The following is a 19,974-nucleotide window of genomic DNA, read 5'->3' on the forward strand; positions in this document are numbered from 1 at the left end:
CCCTCCCGACCAACCCAGGAAAGGAAAATTCCTTCCCTCACTCAACCGTTCCGCTGGTCAGGCCTCCGCGCCGAACGAATTTTCGTTCGCCTCCCGGTCCTCCACCGAGCGACGGTCGCCGCGTGGAAGAAAAATTCCTTCCACCCACCAAACCACCCCGACTACCGGTGCAAGGTCAAACCAGGATTCCCAGGCCCGTGCCCAACTCAAAACTCCGCGCCACACCCCTGCCGCCGACCCGATAGCCAGCCAAAATTCTCGGCGACGTCCGGTGTCAAGGATCGCCGAAGGCGACCGGCGAAGCCGGCGGCCGAAGGCCGTCCTTTACTCCGGACGGCGCCGAGAACACCCTCGAAGAACGGGTCGGCGGCAAACACCAACCACGAAACCTCAGCGCCCCGAGAGATACCTCTCCTCATGAACCACGGAGGACAGCTCCGACCGATGCCTCCACCCAAACCGCTCGAGGTCAGGAACTCCCGGGAGACCTTCGACGTGTCCGACGCAGAGCCAAGCCACCGGACGTACATGCGACGGCAGCCCCACGAGCGACCGCAGGAACTCCTCGCGGTAGAAGCTGACCCACCCAACACCGAGGCCCTCGGCCGTGGCGGCGAGCCAGAGGTTCTGGATCGCGAGGACGGTCGAGTACAGCCCCGCATCGGCGATGGCGTGCCGCCCGAGGACCTGCGACCCGCCGCGAGTCGGGTCGTAGCCGACGACCACCCCGAGCCCGGACTCGCAGATGCCCTCGATCTTGATCCGGGAGAAGGTCTCGGCCCGCTCCCCGGAGAGCGAGGACGCGAACACGTCCCGCTCGGTGGCGACGTGCTCGCGGAAGGCCGCCAGCGTCTCCGGCGAGCGCACCAGCACGAAGTCCCACGGCTGCGTCATCCCGACACTCGGCGCGGCGTGGGCTGCCGAGAGGACCCGCTCGAGCACGGCAGGGTCGACCGGCTCCCCGGTGAACTCCGCACGCGTGTCCCGGCGGCGGTTGATCGCGTCGTAGAGCTCCATCAGGCACCTCTCGCCCTGGTGGTCGAGCTTGTCGAGACCCGCTCCCGAGCCGCGTCGTAGAGGAACGACTCGCCTCCGTCGCGGGCCAGCGCCGGCCCGGCGAGGATGACGGCAGCCTGCGTCAGACCGGCGTCCTCGACCGCGTCGGAGATGGTCGACACCGTCCCGCGAAGCACCAGCTCCTCGGGCTGGCTGGCCCGGTAGACGACCACCACCGGGCACTCCGGGCCGTAGTAGGGCAGCAGCTCGGCCATCAGCTCACGGGTGCGACGGATCGCCAGGTGGAGCACGAGCGTGGCGCCGGTCGCGGCGTACGCGGCGAGAGACTCCCCCTCAGGCATGGCAGTCGACCGGGCCTGCGTCCGGGTGAGGACGACCGACTGCGCCACCAGCGGCACAGTCAGTTCCCGGCCCACGAGCGCCGCTGCCGCGGCGTAGGCGGGCACGCCCGGCGTGACGTCCCAGGGCACCTGGGCGGCATCGAGCCGCCGGGTCTGCTCGGCGACCGCCGAGTAGACCGACGGGTCGCCGGAGACGAGGCGTACGACCTGCTTGCCGTCCCGGTGCGCGGCGACGATCTCGCCGACGATCTGGTCCAGGTCGAGCTTCTGGGTGTCGACCAGCTCGGCCGTGGGACTGCAGTGGGCCAGCACGTCGGGGTCCAGGTAGGTGCCGGGGTAGAGCACCACGTCGGCGGCCTCGAGCAGCCTCGTCGCGCGTACGGTCAGCAGGTCGGCTGCGCCGGGGCCGGCGCCGACGAAGTGGACGGTCCGAGGGGCCTTCACTGCACGTACCTCGGCGTCCAGACCTGGCCGGCGGCAGTCGCCCGGGTCGAGCTCGCCCCCACGATGACCAGGCACTTCATGTCGATGGTCGATGGGTCGAGGTCACCGAGCGTGGTCACCGTCAGCGACTCCTCGGCCCGCCCGACGTCGCGTCCGACGACGACCACGGTGTCCGGCTTGCGCTGCTCCAGGAGTACGTCGCGAGCGCGGCCGATCTGCTCGGTGCGCGAGCGCGAGGCCGGGTTGTAGATGGCCAGCACGAGGTCGGCGGCCGCGACCGCGCGCAGGCGGTCCTCCACGACGGACCACGGCTTGAGCCGGTCGGAGAGGGACATCACCGCGAAGTCGGCCCCGACCGGGGCGCCTGCCCGCGCGGCCACCGCCTGGACGGCGCTGACCCCGGGCAGCACCCGGACGCGTACGCCGGCATAGGCCGGGTCCTCGGCCGCCTCGAAGACGGCTGACGCCATCCCGAAGACACCCGCGTCGCCGCCGGAGACGACGGCGACCCGCTCCCCGGCGAGCGCCAGGTCCAGGGCGTGCCGGGCCCGGTCGACCTCGACGGTGTTGCCCGACGCGTGCCGCCGCAGCCCTTCGCGTTGCGGCACCCTGTTGACGTACGGCGCGTAGCCGACGACATGGCCGACCTCGGCCAGCGCCGAGCTCACCTCGGGCGTCAGCCACCCGTCCGGACCCGGCCCGAGTCCGACGACAAGAACCTCCCCGGTGTCCCCGGAGGCCGAGCCCGTCGAGACGCCCCCGCGCGTCACCTCGACGGACTCGACCGCGGGGAGCTCTTGCCGCAGCCGCGCGGCGGCGGGTCCGGGAGCCGTGTCCCCGGGCACCACGATGAGCGAGAAGTACGGCACGGAGGACGGGTCGACATCGGCCACCGGCAGCCAGCGCTCCTCGGGCTGCGAGGCACGCTCGACGTACCAGGCACCGTCGAGCCGCCCGGCGGCCGCGAGCGCGGAACGGACCGCGGGGAAGGTCCGGCCGAGCTTCATGATGATCGCCGCCTCGGTGTCGGCGAGCCGACGGGCGAGCTCGGGCTCGGGCAGGGTCCCCGGGAGGACCGTGAGCACGTCGGTCTGGCGCACCAGCGGGGTCGAGACCGCGGCGGTGGCCGCCGCGAAGGCGGGGACCCCCGGCACGACGGAGGTCTCGTAGACCTCCTTGAACCGGTCGTGGAGGTACATCGAGGAGCCGTAGAAGAGCGGGTCGCCCTCGGCGAGCAGAACCACGTCGCGGCCGGCGTCGAGATGGGCGGAGAGCCGGACCGCGCAGGACTCGTAGAACTCGGCCATGGCACCGACATAGCCGCCCGGGTGCGAGGTGGTCCCGGTGGTGACCGGGTAGCGCAGCTCCTCCTCCACCGCGTCGGCGGGGATCAGGGACGACGCGATCCGGCGAGCGTGCGACTGCTTGCGCACCCCGGCGTGGTAGGCGATCACAGGAGCCGCGCCGATCAGCCGGGCGGCCTTGAGGGTGATCAGCTCCGGGTCGCCCGGACCGATCCCGACGACGGTGAACCGCCCGCGTACATCGGTGCTCATTCCTGCTCCTGGGCGAGTGCGTTGAGGGCGGAGGAGGTCATCGCGGAGCCGCCGCGGCGGCCCCGGACGGTGACGTAGGGGATGTCGATCCCGTGGTCGTCGGCGAACGAGGCGAGCGCCTCCTTGGACTCGGCGGCGCCGATGAAGCCGACCGGGCAGCCGACGATCGCGGCCGGCCGCGGACCGCCGTCGAGGATCATCTCGAGCAGGTGGAAGAGCGCCGTCGGGGCGTTGCCGATGGCGACCACCGCACCCTCGAGGTAGGGCTCCCACAGCGACAGCGCCGCGGCGGTGCGGGTCGTTCCCCACTCGCGCGCGAGCGCCGGGACCCGGTCGTCACCGAGCATGCAGAGCACCTCGTTGTCGCGCGGAAGCCGGCTGCGGGTGACCCCGGTGGCGACCATCGTCGCGTCGCACAGGATCGGTGCCCCGGTCTCCAGCGCACCCCGCGCGGCCTTCACCAGCCCGGGGTGGATGACCAGGTCGGAGGCGAGGTCGACCTGCCCGCTGCCGTGGATCATCCGCACCGCGAGCCGCTCGGCGTCGGCCGGCACCGCAGAGAGGTCGGCCTCGCGCCGGATGGTCGCGAAGGAGTCGACGTAGATCGCCGGCCCCTGGTCGATGTAGTCGTAGCGCCGAGGCGGCCGCACCTGCGGCGAAGGCACGAGTACGCCACGCCACGGCGTCACCACGACCGCCGGCACCCGCTCCGCCAGCGCCGAGACCGCGGCCCGGTCCAGGGCGCCGTCCGGGGCGGCGACGTGCTCGCCACCGGGCACAGGCCCGTAGCCGAGTTCCTCGGCCGCGGCCGGGACCCGGTCGTCGGCCGCGACCGGCTCGACCATCGGGGCGTCGAGCTCGGAGACGTGCCAGGGCGCCGACGGCCCCTCGCCGCGTACGTCCAGGAAACGTGAGGCGAGCGCGACCAGCCGGGACGCGGCCTCGGCGAGCGGCACGACCGGCCCCCAGGAGCCGCCGACGCGCAACTGTCCCTCCGTGGCGGACAGCGCCACCACGCCCAGGTCGCACTCCCGCGAGACCAGATCGCCGCGGCCGTCGTCGAGCACGAAGAGGAACCGTCCCGGCAGCGCGGCCAGCCGCGGCGAGGCGCACAGCAGCCGGTCCAGGGACGCGGCGACGCCGCGCAGGTCGGCCCGGCCCCCGGCGAGCCCGGTCTGCGGGGAGACCATCACGTTGCGTACGAGCTCGTGGGTCTGCGCCGGCACCAGTCCGGTCGCCTTCAGCGCGGTGAGCACCTCGCCCGGCAGCCCGCCGTCGACACTCGGCAGGCCGCGCACCTGCAGGTTGGCACGACCGGTGAGGTAGATCCGCCCGTCGCCGTAGGTCTCCGCCACGGAGATCAGCGAGAGCAGCGCGGCGGACGAGACCGACCCGCCGATCAGGCGCAGCCGCACCAGCAGGCCGTCCTCGGCCGCCCACGGACGACCGACTCCGGGGCACCGGTCGGTTCGGACTCGCGACATCAGGACACCTGCTCTGCGTCATGTGCCCTTGCGCGGGGCACGTGGTGACCTGGCGGCGGGCGCCGCCAGAGCCAGCAGGTCTTCGGACTCGGAATCGATCGGAGCGGAGCGCCTTCCCGGAGCCAGGCTCCAGTGACTGCTCTCCCCGGAAGGAGGGCGTGCCCCGCCCGTCATCCTCACCGCTGCGCGTCAGTCCCGGACTTTCACCGGGTTCCCTGACCCCATCAGGCATGGAGTACGACTGGCAGGGCGAGACTACCGACTTGGGGACACGGCGCCGAATTGCTCGCCGCCCGGCCGGGTTTGTGCCAATGTTCGGCTACTCGAAATCTTCCGAGGCCACCCCATAGATGGAGTCTTCCGTGACAGGCTCGGCTCACCGGCAGTTGTTCGTTCTGGCGCCCATCCCGGCGCTCGCGCTCGGCCTCACGGCCTGCGCCACGACCTCGGAGTCGAAGGTCTCGATCGGTCTGGTCGTGCCGACCTCCGGCGTCCACAAGTCGATCGGCACCGACATGAGCCGGGGCTTCGACCTCTACCTCGACCAGCACGGCGGGGAGCTCGGCGGCCGGCTGGTCGACGTGATCGAGGCCGACGAGGGCGACCGCGCCGAGACCGGCGTCACCGCGGTGACCAGGCTGATCCAGGACGACGAGGTCCAGGCGGTCGTCGGCCTGGCGAGCTCGGAGACGGCGCTCGCGGCCAAGGACGTCGCGAACAACAGCGAGACGCCGCTGATCGTGACCGGCGCCGGCGCCGACGAGTTCGCCGATGGCTCCGACTACCTGTGGCGTACGTCCTCGACCAACTCGGACCTGGGCGGTGCGCTCGGGACGGCGGTCGCCAAGGAGACCGACGGAGGCACGGCGTACGTCATCGGGTCCGACGACGCGGCCGGTCACGAGTTCTCCGACAGCTTCATGATCTCCCTGGAGGCGTCCGGCAGCAGCGTCGCCGGTCAGAGCTACACGCCGGCGGGCGTGACCGAGGAGTGGTCGGGGCTCTTCGACAAGGCGAAGGACTCGGGCGCCGACGCGATCTTCGCCGCCTATGCCGGCAAGGAGGCGGAGGCGTTCGTGCAGCAGTACCGCGAGTCCGGGCTGGCCAAGAGCACCCGGCTCTACGGCCCGGGCTTCCTCACCGAGGGCGACGTGCTGTCCGCTCTGGGCAGCGCCGCGTCCGGCGTACGGACCGCGCTCCACTACAGCGACACGATGGACTCGCTGATGAACGACGCCTTCGTGAAGGACTACCGCGAGGCGTACGACGCCACCCCGACGGTCTACTCGGTGCAGGCCTACGACGCCGCGGCCGCGCTCGACAAGGCGCTCGACCTCTCCGACGACGTCAACCGCAACGAGATCGCCGACTCCCTCGGCTCGGTCGGCACCATCGTCAGCCCGCGCGGGAACTGGACCTTCGACCCCAACCACAACCCCGACCAGCCCTACTTCCTGCGGGTGGTCAAGGGCACCGCCGACGGTCCCCGCAACATGGTGGTGCAGGAGATCGCCTCAGCGGGCAGCTGAGTCCGATCTCAGCTCGGCCCGGGTGGCGGCCAGCTCCTCGCGTACGGCGGTGAGGTCCTCCCGCAACGAGGTGAGGATGGCCATCATCTCGGCGTCGGACTTCTCCTCGTGCTCGGCGAGCGTCTCGACGCTCTCCATGCCGGAGACGACCACGGCGAGGAAGAGGTTGAGGACGGCGAAGGTCATCACCAGGATGAAGACGACGAAGAAGATCCAGGCGGAGGGGTCCACGGCCATCACCTCGCGGGCGATGTCGGGCCAGGCCTCGCCGGTCATGGTCTGGAACAGCGTGAACGCGCTGGTGCCGAGGTCGCCGAAGTACTCCGGCGCGATCTCGCCGTAGAGGTTGGTCGAGATGACCACCGCGACGTACATCATCAGCCCCAGCAGGGCCGCGACCGAGCCCATCCCGGGCATCGCCGCGATCAGGCCGTCGACGACGCGGCGCATGGACGGGACCGAGTTGACCAGGCGCAGCACGCGCAGGATCCGCAGTGCCCGCAGCACCGACATCGGCCCGGTAGCCGGCACCAGCGCGATCGCGACGATCACGGTGTCGAAGATGTTCCACGGGTCGCGGAAGAACTTCGGGCCGTACGCCACCAGCCGCAGCACCAGCTCGACGACGAAGACTCCGAGGAGCACGCTGTCGAGGAGCGCCAGCTCGCGGGCGAGGTGTTCGGGGACCATCGTCTCCACACCGAGGACCACCGCGTTGAGGATGATCACCCCGATGATCGTCTTCTGGAAGAGGTCGTCCTCGACCAGCGCACGCACCCGGGCGCGCACCGAGATGTTGCTCGAACCCATGCTCGCGATGTCCTCCTGTGACCGTGACCGCGGCCGGAGCCTATCGGGCCGAGCCGGGTCTCAGGTCGTCGCCAGGTGCAGCGCGAGCCCCAGACCGGCCAGACCGACCAGCCAGCGCAGCGGGCGCTCGGGGGCGACCCGGACGATCGCCGGCCCCAGGAATCCGCCGATCACGGCACCCGCTCCGAGGGCGATCGCGGCCGGCCAGTCCACGGGGGCGAAGAAGACGTACGCGATCGCGGCGGTGCCGTTGGCCACGCCGGTGGCGACGTTCTTGACCGCGTTCGTGATCGCCAGGGCCTCGGTACGCTCGAGCACCAGGACGGCCAGCGCGATGATCCCGACCCCGGCGCCGAAGTAGCCGCCGTAGATGCCGAGCACGAACACGATGACGCCCCAGCCGAAGCCGCGGGCGAGCGTACGTCGCCCCTCGACGTCTGTCGACGAGTCCTGCCGCGGCGGCCGCGCGGCGGCGCGGGCAGCCGCCCAGGACCGGATCCGGTCGCGGAGCAGCAGGAGCAGCGCTCCACCACCGACGAGCCAGGGCACCACGGTCTCGAACGCCTCGGCAGGCGTGGTGAGCAGCAGGGCCGCGCCGACCGCGCCGCCGAGGAAGGAGGCCAGGGCCAGCCAGGCGATCCTTCTGCCCTGGCCGCGCAGCTCGCGCCGCGAACCCGCGACGGTGCCGCCGGTGACGCCGAACATGGCCACCGTGTTGGTGACGTTGGCGACGACCGGCGGCAGCCCCGCGGCCAGCAGGGAGGGGTAGCTGACCAGCGAGGCCAGACCGGCGACCGAGCCGGTCAGTCCCGCACCGATGCCGGCGAGCAGGAGCCAGGCGAGCTCGGCGCTCACCGGGCTGTCAACGGACCAGGCACGGGCGCTTGGGGTCGAAGGTCCACCCCGGGACCAGGTACTGCATGGCGACGCCGTCGTCGCGTACGCCGAGCCCGTGCTCGAGGTAGAGCTCGTGTGCGGCCGCGACCCGGTCGCGGTCGAGGCGGATCCCGAGCCCCGGGGCGGTCGGTACCGCGACGGCACCGTCCCGGATCTCCAGCGGAGACTCGGTCAGACCCTGGCCGTCCTGCCAGATCCAGTGGGTGTCCAGCGCGGTGATCTCCCCCGGTGCGGCGGCGCCGACGTGGGTGAACATGGCCAGCGAGACGTCGAAGTGGTTGTTGGAGTGGGAGCCCCAGGTCAGCCCGAAGTCGTGGCACATCTGGGCGACGCGGACGGAGCCGGACATGGTCCAGAAGTGCGGGTCGGCCAGCGGGATGTCGACGGCGTTGGTGCGGATCGCGTGGGACATCTGGCGCCAGTCGGTGGCGATCATGTTGGTCGCCGTACGCAGCCCGGTGGCGCGCTTGAACTCGGCCATGATCTCGCGGCCCGAGTAGCCGCCCTCGGCGCCGCAGGGGTCCTCGGCGTACGCGAGCACGTCGTCCTTGCCCTCGAGCAGCCGGACCGCGTCGGCGAGCAGCCAGCCGCCGTTGGGGTCGAGGGTGATCCGGGCGTCGGGGAAGCGCTCGTGGAGCGCGGTCACCGCGGCGACCTCCTCCTCACCGGCGAGGACGCCGCCCTTGAGCTTGAAGTCGGCGAAGCCGTAGCGGGCCTGGGCGGCCTCGGCGAGACGTACGACCGCCTCGGGGGTCAGCGCGACCTCTCGCCGCACGAGCTCCCAGTCGTCGGCGCCGTCCTTCTCGCGGAGATACGGCAGGTCGGTCTTGTCGGGGTCGCCGACGTAGAAGAGGTAGCCGAGCATCGGCACCGAATCGCGCTGTTGCCCGTCGCCGAGCAGCTCGGCGACCGGCACACCCTGCGCCTGACCTGCGAGATCGAGGAGCGCGGACTCCAGCGCGGTGACGGCGTGGACGGTCGTACGCAGGTCGAAGGTCTGGGCTCCGCGGCCGCCGGCGTCGCGGTCGGCGAACCGCTCCGCGACCTGCCGCAGCAGGGTGCGATAGCGGGTGACGGGCTGGCCGACGAGCAGCTCGGCCGCCTCTTCGATGGTGCGCCGGATCGGCTCGCCGCCCGGCACCTCGCCGACACCCTCGCGACCCTCGGAGTCGGTGAGGATCGCGATGTTGCGGGTGAAGAACGGCGCGTGCGCGCCGCTGAGGTTGAGCAGCATCGAGTCATGGCCCGCGACGGGCACGACCTCGATCTTCCCAATGGTGGGCACAGTGGTCGTGGTGGTCATGGCAGCTGCAGCTCGCCGTCGATCCGGCGGGCGAGGTGCCACGGGTTGTCGTCGCGTACGGCCTCCGGGAGGATCGCGGCAGGTACGTCCTGGTAGGCGACGGGGCGCTGGAAGCGCTCGATCGCGAGGCTGCCGACCGAGGTGGTGCGGGAGTCGGAGGTGGCCGGGAACGGGCCGCCGTGGACCATCGCGTGCCCGACCTCGACGCCCGTGGGCCAGCCGTTGAAGAGGATCCGTCCGGCCTTGAGCTCGAGGGCCTCGACGACCTGGGCCGCGGCCTCGTTGTCGGCGTCTGTCGCGTGGACCGTCGCGGTGAGCTGGCCCTCGAGGGAGGCCAGGCTGGGCAGCAACTCCTCGACGGTCTCGTAGCGGACCACGACGCCGGAGGCACCGAAGACCTCGTCGGTCACGCCGGCGAGACCGGCGGCCTCGACGAGCTGGGGCGCGGGGGCGTCGGTCTCCCCGGCGGTGCCCTCCCCGACGACGGTGACACCGTCGGTGGCACGGAGGGCGGCGGTGCCCTTCTCGTAGGCGGCGGCGATGCCGGAGGTCAGCATGGTCCCACCGACCGCATCGGCCGTGGCCCGGCCGGCGGCGGCCAGGAAGGCGTCGCCCGCCCCGCTCTTCGGGAGGAAGAGCAGGCCGGGGTTGGTGCAGAACTGGCCGGAGCCGAGGGTCAGCGAGCCGACGTACGCCGTGGCGAGCGCATCGACGTCACCCTCGAGCGCCCCGGGGAGGACGACGACGGGGTTGATCGAGGACATCTCGGCGTAGACCGGGATCGGCTCGGGTCGGGCCGCCGCGGCCGCGACGATCGCCAGCCCGCCGCCGCGGGAGCCGGTGAAGCCGACGGCCTTGATCCGCGGGTCGACGACCAGGGCCTGGCCGAGCTCGATGCCGCCCTTGAAGTCGGTGTCGAGGAGGAAGGAGAAGGTGCCGGCGTGCAGTCCGGCCTTCTCGACCGCACGGGTGATGGCCTGCGCGACCAGGTAGCCCGTGAGCGGGTGGGCAGGGTGGCCCTTGACCACCACGGGGCAGCCCGCGGCCAGCGCCGAGGCGGTGTCGCCGCCGGCGGTGGAGAAGGCGAGCGGGAAGTTGCTGGCACCGAAGACCGCCACCGGGCCCAGGGGAATCTGGCGCTGACGGATGTCGGCCCGCGGGAGCGGGGTCCGGTCGGGGATGGCCGGGTCGATGCGTACGCCCAGGTGGTCACCGCGCCGCACGACGCCGGCGAACATCTTCAGCTGGCCGGTGGTGCGGCCGACCTCGCCGCTGATCCGGCCCTCGGGCAGGTGCGACTCGGCGACAGCGGCCTCGACGATCTCGGCGCGGGCCGCCTCGATCTCGGCGGCGACGGCTTCGAGGAAGTCCGCCCGGGCCTCAGGGGATGTGGCGCGGTAGCCGGCGAAGGCCTCCGCCGCGGCGCTGGTGGCGGCGGTGACGTCGGGCTGCTCGGAGTCGGCTCCGGCGATGATCGAGCGGTAGCTCATGTTCCCTTCCTATCGGGTCGGTCTCTCAGGGGCGGATCGGCGTCAGGCGATCCGGGCGATCAGTTCGCGCAGCTCGTCGATCTCGTCCTCGCGCAGGTCGGTCAGCGGCGGGCGGACCGGGCCGGCGGGCCGGCCGATCGCGGTCAGGCCACCCTTGACGATCGACACGGCGTAGCCGGCCGTGCGGTCGCGGATGTCGAGGTAGGGGATCACGAACTCGTTGAGACGACGGTAGACCTCGTCACGATCCTGGGCACGCACGGCGTCGTAGAACTCGATCGCCCACTTCGGCGCGAAGTTGAACAGCGCCGAGGAGTACGTGCTCACGCCGAGCTGGAGCAGCGGCAGCGCGAAGGTCTCCGCCGTCGGCAGGCCGCCGATGTAGATGAGCCGGTCGCCGACCCGGGCGTAGGTGCGCGTCATCTGCTCGACGTTGCCGACGCCGTCCTTGAAGCCGATCAGGGTCGGATTGCGCTCGGCGAGCTGGTCGACGGCCTCGTCCCGCAGCACCGCGTTGGCACGGCTGTAGACGATCACGCCGAGCCCGGTCGCCTCGCACACGCGGCTGGCATGCTCGACGAGCCCCGCCTGCCCGGCCTCGGTGAGGTACGGCGGCATCAGCAGGATCCCGTCCGCGCCCGCGGCCTCCGCCGCCTTCGCCTGCGCGACCGCGTTGGCCGTGCTGCCCGTCGCCGGTGCCAGCACCGGCACGGCCCCCGCGACCTCGTCGACCGCGGCGCGTACGACCTGGTCGGTCTCCTCCGCGTTCAGCGAGAAGCCCTCACCCGTGCCGCCGGCCGCGAAGAGCCCGGCCACGGGGTACTCGGCCAGCCAGCTCAGGTGCTTGCGGTAGCCCTCTTCGTCGACCTGGAGGTCCTCGTTGAAGTGGGTGACCGGGAACGAGAGAAGCCCGCTCTTGAGCTGGGCGGCCAGGTCGGTCGGGCTGTACTCGGTCACGAGTCACGTCCTTCAGGTGTTGGGTGTGCTGTGGGGAAGGTGGTGACCATCACGTTAGGAACGTTCGATGATGCTTGTCCAAGCCCGAATTTGAATCTCGTGATACTTTGGGGGCATTGCGGGGTCTGCTTGTTGCAGGCGGGTTCTTTGGGGCTGGAGGGCCGCCGACCCTTGCTTTGAGGGTCTTCTCGCCGAACCCCGGAGTCAAGGACGGCCTTCGGCCGCCGGCTTCGCCGGCCGCTTCGCGGTCCTTGACACCGGGGCCCGTCGAGAAAGAACTTGGCTGGCTATCGGGGCGGCGGCCCGGGTGTGGCGCAGCGCAATCGTGCTTGGGACGGGTGAGGTTGATGGGGTGGAAGGGTGGCCCTTCGGGCCACTTACCATCCACAGAAGCGAGGTCGTTCGCTCACCGCGAAAATGGGGCCTGATCAGGGAAAATAGATAGCCAGACAAGGGCGGGGAGCGTAGAATCAGACCCATCACAGCACACCTCCGAGGAGAGGACAGCGATGAGTCTCGGCCGCTCGATCGACCCCTGGGGCACCAACCCCGGCGACGCGATCGACGCTGCCCTGAACGCCATCGAGACCGCCCTCCACGACCTCCTCTCGACCGATCCGGCCTATTGGCGGACCGGGCAGAAGAAGGACCTCCTCGAGCGGCTGGAGAAGCTCCAAGCCCAACAAGCCGCATTGAAGCTGCGAGTGCTCGCCACAGCCGGCGACATTGCTGAGGAGACCGGCGCGAAAGACGCCTCCGGATGGATGCGGACCGAGCTCCTCGTCGACAAGGCGGTGGCTCGCTCCCAGGTGAAGCTCGCGGCGGCAGTCGCGAAGTACGACCTCGTCGCTGACGGTCTGGCCGAGGGTGTGGTGTCCCAGGACAAAGCACGAGTGATCACCCAGGCCCTCGACAAGATCGAGACCGACCCCGCCGCGAGCACCGAGGACCTGGTGTTGGCCGAGAAGCTGCTGGTCGACTACGCCACCCGTCTGACCGCCAACGAACTGCGCATCGTCGGGAACCGGATCCTGGCCGAGATCGACCCCGAACGATTCGAAGCCGCCGAAGCCAAGGCGTTGCAGCGCGAAGAAGAGCACGCCCAACGGCGCACCTTCTTCTCCTCCCGCGACAACGGCGACGGCACCATCGACATCCACGCCCGGGTCTCCCGCGCGGTCGGGATGCGGCTGCGAACCTTGCTGGACTCGCTGGCCCAGCCCAGGAAGCTCTCCGCCGAGGACAAGGGCCGCAAAGCCCCCTACGACCGGCTGCTCGGCCAGGCGTTCGCCCGGGTGGTCGAGACCTACGACGTCGACCAGTTGCCCCGCCACGGTGGCCACGGCACGACGGTGTTCATCACCATGAGCGTCGAGGACCTCCGCAGGGACCTCGGCACCGCCGCCCTGGGGTTCGACGGGGAGCAGATCACCGCCGCCGAAGCCCGACGGATGGCCTGCAACGCAGACCTCGTCCCGGTCGTCCTCGGCACCGACTCCGAGATCCTCGACTTCGGCCGCACCGCCCGGTTGGCGTATCCAGTCCAACACCGAGCGCTCCGGCTACGGGACAAGTGTTGCCAAGCCGAAGACTGTGACGCCCCAGCGGCCTGGACCGAAGCCCACCACCTGAAACCGTGGTCCGAGGGCGGGAAGACCGACATGGCGAACATGGTCTTGTTGTGTGCGAGTGATCATCGCCGGATCCACGACCCCGACTACGCCTATGAGCGGCTTCCGGATGGGCGGATCCGGTTTACCAGGCGCACCCGAACCACCTGATCGAGGCAGGGCCGACCGGCATCGCCGTGCCGGTTCCACCCGATCCTCTTCAAGCGAGAGCGTCGCAGTCCTCGGCATGGCCGCTGTCCGTCCACCCGATCCGATCCATATCCAGGGCAGGGTGGCGAGCGGCTAACCGGGCAGCATCCCCGCCAAAGGTCAGCGCGCACGCACTGCTGGGCCCATTCGGACCGCCATTGTCCCACCCTTTACGGCCTCGCTTGTGAAGCGTTCACAAGGTGTCATCGTCTTGTAAAAGGGTGAGGAGACCATCCGTTCCCAGGGATACCTGGCCCGAACGCCCAAGCCCGTACGCAACCCAAGGAATCCGCGCCACACCCCGCCGCCGACCCGATAGCCAGCCAAAATTCTCGACGGAGCCCGGTGTCAAGGACCGCGAAGCGGCCGGCGAAGCCGGCGGCCGAAGGCCGTCCTTTACTCCGGGATTCGTTGAGAACACCATCCGTAACGGGTCGGCGGCCAGTCCCTCAGCGATTCATCTCGATGATCGCATCGAGAACCCGGCGTACGACCGGACTGACAGACCCTCGCGCCCAGATCGCATGGAGCTCGACGGGGCGCTCTGGGTCCTTGTCGAGGCGAGTGTCGCCGCCGCCGTGCTCGATGGGGCGGAAGACGACGCCTTCCACGTGCAGCGAGCTGGCCGAGACCGGGACGAAGCCGACGCCTCGCTCGGCGGAGACCAGGAGCATGGCGGTGAGGACCTGATGCACGCGCTGCTCGATGCGGGGGTGGGCGTTGGCCAGGAAGCGTACGGACAGCTCGTGGAAGTAGCGCGACTGCTGGGGGTGATAGCCGATGACGGGTTGGCCCTCGAAGTCCTGCGGCGTCAGCGGTCGGTCGAGCTCGGCCAGGGGGTGGCCCTGCGGGAGTACGGCCATCAGGGGCTCGCGGGAGACGACTCTCGAGGAGAGCAGCTCGGTGTCGAACGGCGGGCGGGCCAGGCCGATGTCGAGCTCGCCGTGGCGGATGCCGTCGACCTGGGCCAGGGTGACCCGCTCGGAGAGCCGCACCTCGACATCGGGGAGCTCGACGGTGAGGCGGCGCAGCAGGGGTCCCAGGATCGAGATCGCGGAGACCGCGGTGAAGCCGAGCCGGACCACGCCGGCGGCGCCCGCGTCCACCCGGCGGGCCAGGTCGCCGGCGCTCTCGACCAGGTTGAGCATCCGGTAGGCCTCGTCGAGGAAGGCCGCTCCGGCACCGGTGAGAGCGACCCGGCGGTTGTCCCGCTCGAGCAGCTGGGCGCCGACCGCTTTCTCCAGCTTCTGGATCTGTCGCGACAGCGGCGGCTGCGTCATCCGCAGCCGTTCGGCTGCGCGGCCGAAGTGGAGCTCCTCGGCGACCGCCACGAAAGAGCGCACCTGATCGAGCGTGATCATCTGGCCAGAGTAGACCACGATGCACCAGGTGGAACACTCTATGCCGAATCGGGCTTGGACCGGTATCGCTAAGACTCTTAGTGTCGGTGGTCACACGACGTCGGGCCATCCCCTGCCACAACCAGCCCGACCACCAGGACCTAGGAGCAACGATGCGTACCACCACCCACCTACTCGCCGCGACCGCCGGCGTCGCGGCCCTGGCCCTCTCCGCCTGCGGTGTCTCGAACACCACCGGAGGCAGCGATGACGGCGAGGACTACCCCGCCGGCAACGTCGAGATGTACGTCGGTGCCTCGGCCGGCGGCTCCAGCGACCTGATCAGCCGGGCGGTCTCCAAGGGCCTCTCCGACGAGCTCGGCGCCTCCTTCCCGGTGATCAACATGGAGGGCGCCAACGGTGCTCTCGCCGCCAACAAGGTCGCCAAGGCCGAGCCCGACGGTCAGACCATCGCGATCCAGAACGCCTCCCTGTTCGCCATCACGCCGCTCGCGGTCAGTGAGGAGGAGGCCACCAGCATCGACGACTTCGACGTCGTCCAGGGCGTCTCCCGCGACGACTACGTCATGGTCGCCGGCCCGAAGAGCGGCTTCAAGTCGCTCGACGACATCAAGGCGGCCAAGAAGAAGCTCACCTACGGCACCACCGGTGTCGGCACCGGCTCACAGCTCTCCTGCGGCCTGACGTTCGGCACCAGCGACGTCGAGGCCGAGGCCGTGCCGTTCGACGGCGGCGCGCCCGCCCTCACCGCGGTGCTCGGCGGCCAGGTCGACACCGCCTGCATCCAGGTCGGCGAGGCCATCGAGAACATCGAGTCGGGCAAGCTGACCCCGCTGAGCGTCTTCGGTCCCGAGCGGGTCGACTACCTGCCCGACGTCCCGACCGCCCAGGAGCAGGGCCTCGACGTCGAGGTCGCGCAGTACCGCTTCATGACCGTCCCCAAGGGCACCCCGGACAACGTCAAGGACACCCTCGCCGAGGCGATGCAGGCCACGTTCAAGACCGAGGAGTACCAGGCCTTCAACAAGCAGAACAGCCTCACCCCGATGGAGATCTCCGGCGACGAGGTGGTGACCCAGCTCGAGGAGGACAAGAAGCGGTACGCCGACCTGGTCGAGCAGTACGGTCTCGACCTCGGCGAGGGCTGAGCCTCTCCCGGCGGCGCAGCACCCAGCACGTACGAACCCACGAAGGCATGACGATGAGCGACGAACGCACCCCATCTCCTGACCAGGACATCCTGGCCGAGATCCAGGCCGAGGTGGCCCATGAGCTGGAGGAGGAACGCCCTCCCGCCGGCGGACCGGTCTACCAGGTGGTGGGTGCGCTCGTCGCTCTCGTCGTCGGCATCGGGGGCGCGGTCCTCTCCTACGGCTACGGCCTCGGCTCGCTGCGCCAGCCCGGGCCCGGCCTGTGGCCGTTCGTGGTCAGCATCGCCATCACGCTGATGGCCGCGGCGCTGCTCGTCGTCGGCCGGCGACTGACCGACAGCGAGAAGTTCACCCGCTCCAGCATCCTCCCCGCGGTCGGCCTGGTCACCTTCATCGTGCTGGCCCTGCTGATGCCCGTGATCGGCTTCGAGATCCCCTCGCTGCTGCTGTGCGTCGTCTGGCTGAGGTTCCTCGGCGGCGAGTCCTGGCGCAGCACGATCATCACCTCGGTCGCCACGGTCGCCGCGTTCTACTTCCTGTTCCTCTACGGGCTGCGCATCCCGCTGCCCCACCTGTTCTGAGCGGAGCCCCCAGTGGACGTCAACGCATTCCTCGACGGCTTCGGGCTCGTCACCGAACCGCAGAACCTGCTCTACTGCCTGATCGGCGTGCTCATCGGCATGCTGATCGGCGTACTCCCCGGCCTCGGGCCGGCGGCCACGATCGCCATCCTGCTGCCGATCACCTACAGCATCGACCCGGTCTCCGCGATCATCATGCTGGCGGGCATCTACTACGGCGCCCAGTACGGCGGCACGATCACCTCGGTGCTGCTCCGGCTGCCGGGTGAGGCCTCATCGGTCGTCACCGTCTTCGACGGCTTCGCCCTAGCCAAACAGGGCAAGGCCGGCACCGCCCTCGGCATCGCCGCGATCGGCTCCTTCGTCGGCGCGACCGTCTCCATCCTCGGCCTGACCCTGGTGGCACCGCTGATCGCCGGCTGGGCGCTCAACTTCGGTGACCCGGAGTACGCCGCCCTGGCCCTGCTCGGCGTCCTGCTGGTCGCCACCATCGGCAACGGCAACAAGCTCAAGGCCATGATCGCGGCCGCGTTCGGCCTCCTGCTGGCCACCATCGGCCGCGACAGCTTCAGCGGCGCCGAGCGCTTCACCTTCGGCAGCCTGCAGCTCACCGAGGGCATCGACTTCGTGGTCGTCGCGATGGGTCTGTTCGGCGTCGGCGAGATCCTCTACAACCTCGAGGAGCGGCACGGGAAGCCCCACGTACCCGCCGCCGTGGCAAACATCTGGCCCTCCCGCAAGGACCTCAAGCAGTCCTCCGGCGCGATCGGCCGCGGCTCGGTGATCGGCTTCGTGCTGGGCGTGCTGCCCGGTGGCGGCGCCGTGATGTCCTCCCTGGCCGCGTACGCCACGGAGAAGCGGATCTCGAAACACCCCGAGCGCTTCGGGCGCGGTGCCATCGAGGGCGTCGCCGCCCCCGAGACCGCCAACAACGCGGCCGCGACCTCGTCGTTCATCCCGCTGCTGACCCTCGGCATCCCGGCCAACGCGTCGATGGCGATGCTCTTCGGCGCCCTGCTCATCCTCGGCATCTCGCCCGGTCCGCAGCTGGTCGAGGAGCGCCCCGACCTGTTCTGGGGCGTCATCAACTCGATGTACATCGGCAACCTGATCCTGCTCGTCCTGAGCATCCCGCTGGTCGGCATCTTCGTCCGCATCCTGCGGGTGCGGCCGGCGATCCTGGCCCCGATCACCGCGCTGATCACGATCCTGGGCGTCTACACGATCAACAACTCCACCTTCGACATCTTCGTGATGATCGTCTTCGGTCTGATCGGCTACCTGATGAAGAAGGTCGGCTTCGAGCCCGGCCCGTTGGTGCTCGCCTTCGTCCTGGGCTCGATCGTCGAGGACGGCGTACGCCGCTCCCTGCTGATCTTCGACGGTGACCCGACCGGGTTCTTCACCCGCCCGATCTCGGGCACCATCCTGGCCGCCTTCCTCCTGGTCGCCCTCTGGCCCGCGGCCAAGGCGATCCTGACCCGGCGCAAGGCCGCCACCGTCACCGCGGCCCCGGCCGAGCGCGACGACGCCGACACCCCGACCCGCTGAGAGAGGCACACCATGACCATCCTGATCGGCTACGTACCCACACCGGTAGGTGAAGCGGCTCTCGAGGCCGGCCTGGCCGAGGCGGCAGCCCGCGGCGACGACGTCGTCATCGTGAACAGCCCGCGCCGCGGCGCCACCGTGGACGCCGACCTCGTCGACGAGGCCGCGGCCGCGAAGCTCGTTGCTCGCGCCGCCGAGGCCGGGGTGAGCGCCCGCGTCGACCACACCACGCACGGCGCCGACGTCGTGGAGACCTTCGACGGCCTGGTCGCCTCGACCAGCGCCCGGCTGATCGTGATCGGGCTGCGCCGCCGTTCGCCGGTCGGCAAGGCGCTGCTGGGCAGCGACGCCCAGCGCATCCTGCTCGACGCCGGTGTGCCCGTCCTCGCCGTGAAGCCGACCGCATGAGCCGCATCTCGAAGGTCGTCGTCACCCCGGTCGCGTTCGCCGACCCGCCGCTGCTCAATGTGGTCGGCGTCCACCAGCCGTGGGCGCTGCGCGCGATCGTCGAGCTGCACACCGACACCGGCCTGGTCGGCCTCGGCGAGACGTACGCCGACGAGACCCATCTCGCCCGGCTCGACGCCGTCGCCGCCGTCCTGCCAGGACGGGACCCCTACGACACCCACGGCCTACGACGGCTCGTCGTCGACGTACTCGGCAAGGAGACCGGCGGGGCGGGTGCCTCCTTCGGCGGCATGCTCGACGTCTCCTCCGCGGTCGACACCGTCTACTCCCCCTTCGAGGTCGCCTGTCTCGACCTGGTCGCCCGCGAGGCGGGCCGTCCGGTGAGCGACCTGCTCGGCGGCGCGGTGCGCGACCGGGTGCCGTTCAGCGGCTACATGTTCTACAAGTGGGCCGGCCACCCCGGCCAGCCCGACGACGAGTGGGGCGAGGCGCTCAACCCCGACCAGATCGTCGCGCAGGCGAAACGGCTGGTCGAGGGCTGGGGCTTCGGCTCGCTCAAGCTGAAGGGTGGGGTCTTCCACCCCGACGAGGAGTGCGCCGCGATCGAGGCGCTGCGCGAGGCCTTCCCCGAGCTGCCGCTGCGGCTGGACCCCAACGGCGCCTGGACGCCGGAGACGTCGGTCAAGGTCGCCGAGCGGCTGGCCGGCGTCGTGGAGTATCTCGAGGACCCCACTCCCGGGATCGAGGGGATGGCGCAGGTCTCGGCCCGCACCGACGTACCTCTGGCCACCAACATGTGCGTGATCGCCTTCGAGCACCTCAAGCCCGCGATCGCGGCCGACGCGGTCCAGATCGTGCTCTCCGACCATCATCTGTGGGGCGGGCTACGCCAGTCGGCGCTCCTAGGCGGCATCACCGACACCTTCGGGCTGGGCCTGTCGATGCACAGCAACTCCCACCTCGGCGTCTCCCTGGCCGCGATGGTCCACCTGGCCGCCGCGACCCCCAACCTGACCTACGCCTGCGACACCCACTACCCGTGGAAGACCCAGGACGTCGTACGCCCCGGAGTGCTCGACTTCGACGACGGCTCCATCGCGCTGCCGACAGGTCCGGGCCTCGGCGTCGAGCTCGATCGCGACCTCCTCGGCGAGCTGCACGAGCAGTACCTCAGCTGCGGCGTGCGCCGCCGGGAGGACACCGTCTACATGCGTTCGTTCGAGCCGGATTTCACGCCGAACACGTCGCGCTGGTGACCCCACGAGGCAATACCG

General features: G+C 70.5%; 17 protein-coding genes, 1 pseudogene and 1 riboswitch. Of the genes and pseudogenes, 7 read left to right on the top strand and 11 right to left on the bottom strand.

Annotated features, from left to right (window positions below; translation table 11 throughout):
• Window positions 1–390 precede the first annotated feature (390 nt).
• From bluB to ABT304_RS01335, 5 genes and pseudogenes are all read right to left on the bottom strand, one after another.
• Window positions 391–1,017, bottom strand: a complete 627-nt coding sequence (gene bluB / locus ABT304_RS01315) for a 5,6-dimethylbenzimidazole synthase (protein WP_350712985.1) — start codon at window positions 1,015–1,017, stop codon at window positions 391–393.
• Window positions 1,017–1,802, bottom strand: a complete 786-nt coding sequence (gene cobM / locus ABT304_RS01320; RefSeq protein WP_350712986.1) for a precorrin-4 C(11)-methyltransferase — start codon at window positions 1,800–1,802, stop codon at window positions 1,017–1,019. The genes bluB and cobM overlap by 1 nt, the downstream gene beginning before the upstream one ends.
• The gene (gene cobJ, locus ABT304_RS01325) at window positions 1,799–3,358 is read right to left on the bottom strand and encodes a precorrin-3B C(17)-methyltransferase (RefSeq protein WP_160028056.1); all 1,560 of its coding nucleotides are present in this window, start codon (window positions 3,356–3,358) and stop codon (window positions 1,799–1,801) included. Before cobJ ends, cobM begins: the two co-directional genes overlap by 4 nt.
• Window positions 3,355–3,963, bottom strand: a complete 609-nt coding sequence (locus tag ABT304_RS01330) for a precorrin-8X methylmutase (RefSeq protein WP_502890290.1) — start codon at window positions 3,961–3,963, stop codon at window positions 3,355–3,357. The genes cobJ and ABT304_RS01330 overlap by 4 nt, the downstream gene beginning before the upstream one ends.
• 690 nt (window positions 3,964–4,653) lie before the next feature.
• Window positions 4,654–4,842, bottom strand: a pseudogene (locus tag ABT304_RS01335) (ferredoxin-like domain-containing protein); the annotation flags it as partial.
• A 56-nt stretch (window positions 4,843–4,898) separates the two neighbouring features.
• Window positions 4,899–5,102, bottom strand: a riboswitch (cobalamin riboswitch).
• Window positions 5,103–5,204: 102 nt separating this feature from the next.
• Here ABT304_RS01335 and ABT304_RS01340 point away from each other — a divergent pair.
• Window positions 5,205–6,371 (top strand): ABC transporter substrate-binding protein, encoded by a 1,167-nt coding sequence (locus tag ABT304_RS01340; RefSeq protein WP_350712987.1) that lies wholly within the window; start codon window positions 5,205–5,207, stop codon window positions 6,369–6,371.
• Here ABT304_RS01340 and ABT304_RS01345 read toward each other — a convergent pair.
• Genes ABT304_RS01345 through kdgD form a run of 5 tightly spaced genes read right to left on the bottom strand, consistent with a single transcriptional unit; the run spans window position 6,357 to window position 11,828 of the window.
• Window positions 6,357–7,181: an ion transporter gene (locus tag ABT304_RS01345; RefSeq protein WP_350712988.1), complete on the bottom strand. Its 825-nt coding sequence runs from the start codon at window positions 7,179–7,181 to the stop codon at window positions 6,357–6,359. The genes ABT304_RS01340 and ABT304_RS01345 overlap by 15 nt on opposite strands.
• Before the next feature lie 60 nt (window positions 7,182–7,241).
• Complete coding sequence (locus tag ABT304_RS01350; RefSeq protein WP_350712989.1) at window positions 7,242–8,036, bottom strand: sulfite exporter TauE/SafE family protein; 795 nt, start codon at window positions 8,034–8,036, stop codon at window positions 7,242–7,244.
• A gap of 7 nt (window positions 8,037–8,043) precedes the next feature.
• Complete coding sequence (locus ABT304_RS01355; protein ID WP_350712990.1) at window positions 8,044–9,381, bottom strand: enolase C-terminal domain-like protein; 1,338 nt, start codon at window positions 9,379–9,381, stop codon at window positions 8,044–8,046.
• On the bottom strand, window positions 9,378–10,871 hold the full coding sequence (locus ABT304_RS01360) for an aldehyde dehydrogenase (NADP(+)) (protein WP_350712991.1): 1,494 nt from the start codon (window positions 10,869–10,871) through the stop codon (window positions 9,378–9,380). The genes ABT304_RS01355 and ABT304_RS01360 overlap by 4 nt, the downstream gene beginning before the upstream one ends.
• Before the next feature lie 42 nt (window positions 10,872–10,913).
• Complete coding sequence (gene kdgD, locus ABT304_RS01365) at window positions 10,914–11,828, bottom strand: 5-dehydro-4-deoxyglucarate dehydratase (RefSeq protein WP_350712992.1); 915 nt, start codon at window positions 11,826–11,828, stop codon at window positions 10,914–10,916.
• Between the two features lie 509 nt (window positions 11,829–12,337).
• Between kdgD and ABT304_RS01370 the strand changes: the two genes are divergently transcribed.
• Window positions 12,338–13,609 carry an HNH endonuclease signature motif containing protein gene (locus ABT304_RS01370; RefSeq protein ID WP_350712993.1) on the top strand — a complete coding sequence of 424 codons (1,272 nt, stop codon included), beginning with the start codon at window positions 12,338–12,340 and terminating at the stop codon, window positions 13,607–13,609.
• Between the two features lie 488 nt (window positions 13,610–14,097).
• Here ABT304_RS01370 and ABT304_RS01375 read toward each other — a convergent pair whose 3' ends face one another.
• Window positions 14,098–15,009, bottom strand: coding sequence for a LysR substrate-binding domain-containing protein (locus ABT304_RS01375; protein ID WP_350712994.1), 912 nt, complete (start codon window positions 15,007–15,009; stop codon window positions 14,098–14,100).
• A gap of 152 nt (window positions 15,010–15,161) precedes the next feature.
• Here ABT304_RS01375 and ABT304_RS01380 point away from each other — a divergent pair, with 152 nt between their 5' ends.
• The 5 genes from ABT304_RS01380 to ABT304_RS01400 are packed head-to-tail and all read left to right on the top strand — an operon-like array spanning window position 15,162 to window position 19,956.
• Entirely contained in the window at window positions 15,162–16,157 is a 996-nt protein-coding gene (locus ABT304_RS01380) for a Bug family tripartite tricarboxylate transporter substrate binding protein (RefSeq protein WP_350712995.1), read from the top strand.
• A 53-nt stretch (window positions 16,158–16,210) separates the two neighbouring features.
• Window positions 16,211–16,741, top strand: a complete 531-nt coding sequence (locus tag ABT304_RS01385) for a tripartite tricarboxylate transporter TctB family protein (protein ID WP_350712996.1) — start codon at window positions 16,211–16,213, stop codon at window positions 16,739–16,741.
• A gap of 12 nt (window positions 16,742–16,753) precedes the next feature.
• Window positions 16,754–18,292, top strand: coding sequence for a tripartite tricarboxylate transporter permease (locus ABT304_RS01390; RefSeq protein WP_160028032.1), 1,539 nt, complete (start codon window positions 16,754–16,756; stop codon window positions 18,290–18,292).
• A 12-nt stretch (window positions 18,293–18,304) separates the two neighbouring features.
• Window positions 18,305–18,700: a universal stress protein gene (locus ABT304_RS01395; RefSeq protein ID WP_350712997.1), complete on the top strand. Its 396-nt coding sequence runs from the start codon at window positions 18,305–18,307 to the stop codon at window positions 18,698–18,700.
• Window positions 18,697–19,956: a glucarate dehydratase family protein gene (locus ABT304_RS01400; RefSeq protein WP_350712998.1), complete on the top strand. Its 1,260-nt coding sequence runs from the start codon at window positions 18,697–18,699 to the stop codon at window positions 19,954–19,956. The genes ABT304_RS01395 and ABT304_RS01400 overlap by 4 nt, the downstream gene beginning before the upstream one ends.
• Window positions 19,957–19,974 lie beyond the last annotated feature (18 nt).

Source organism: Nocardioides sp. NPDC000445, from assembly GCF_040300245.1.
Lineage (GTDB): Bacteria > Actinomycetota > Actinomycetes > Propionibacteriales > Nocardioidaceae > Nocardioides.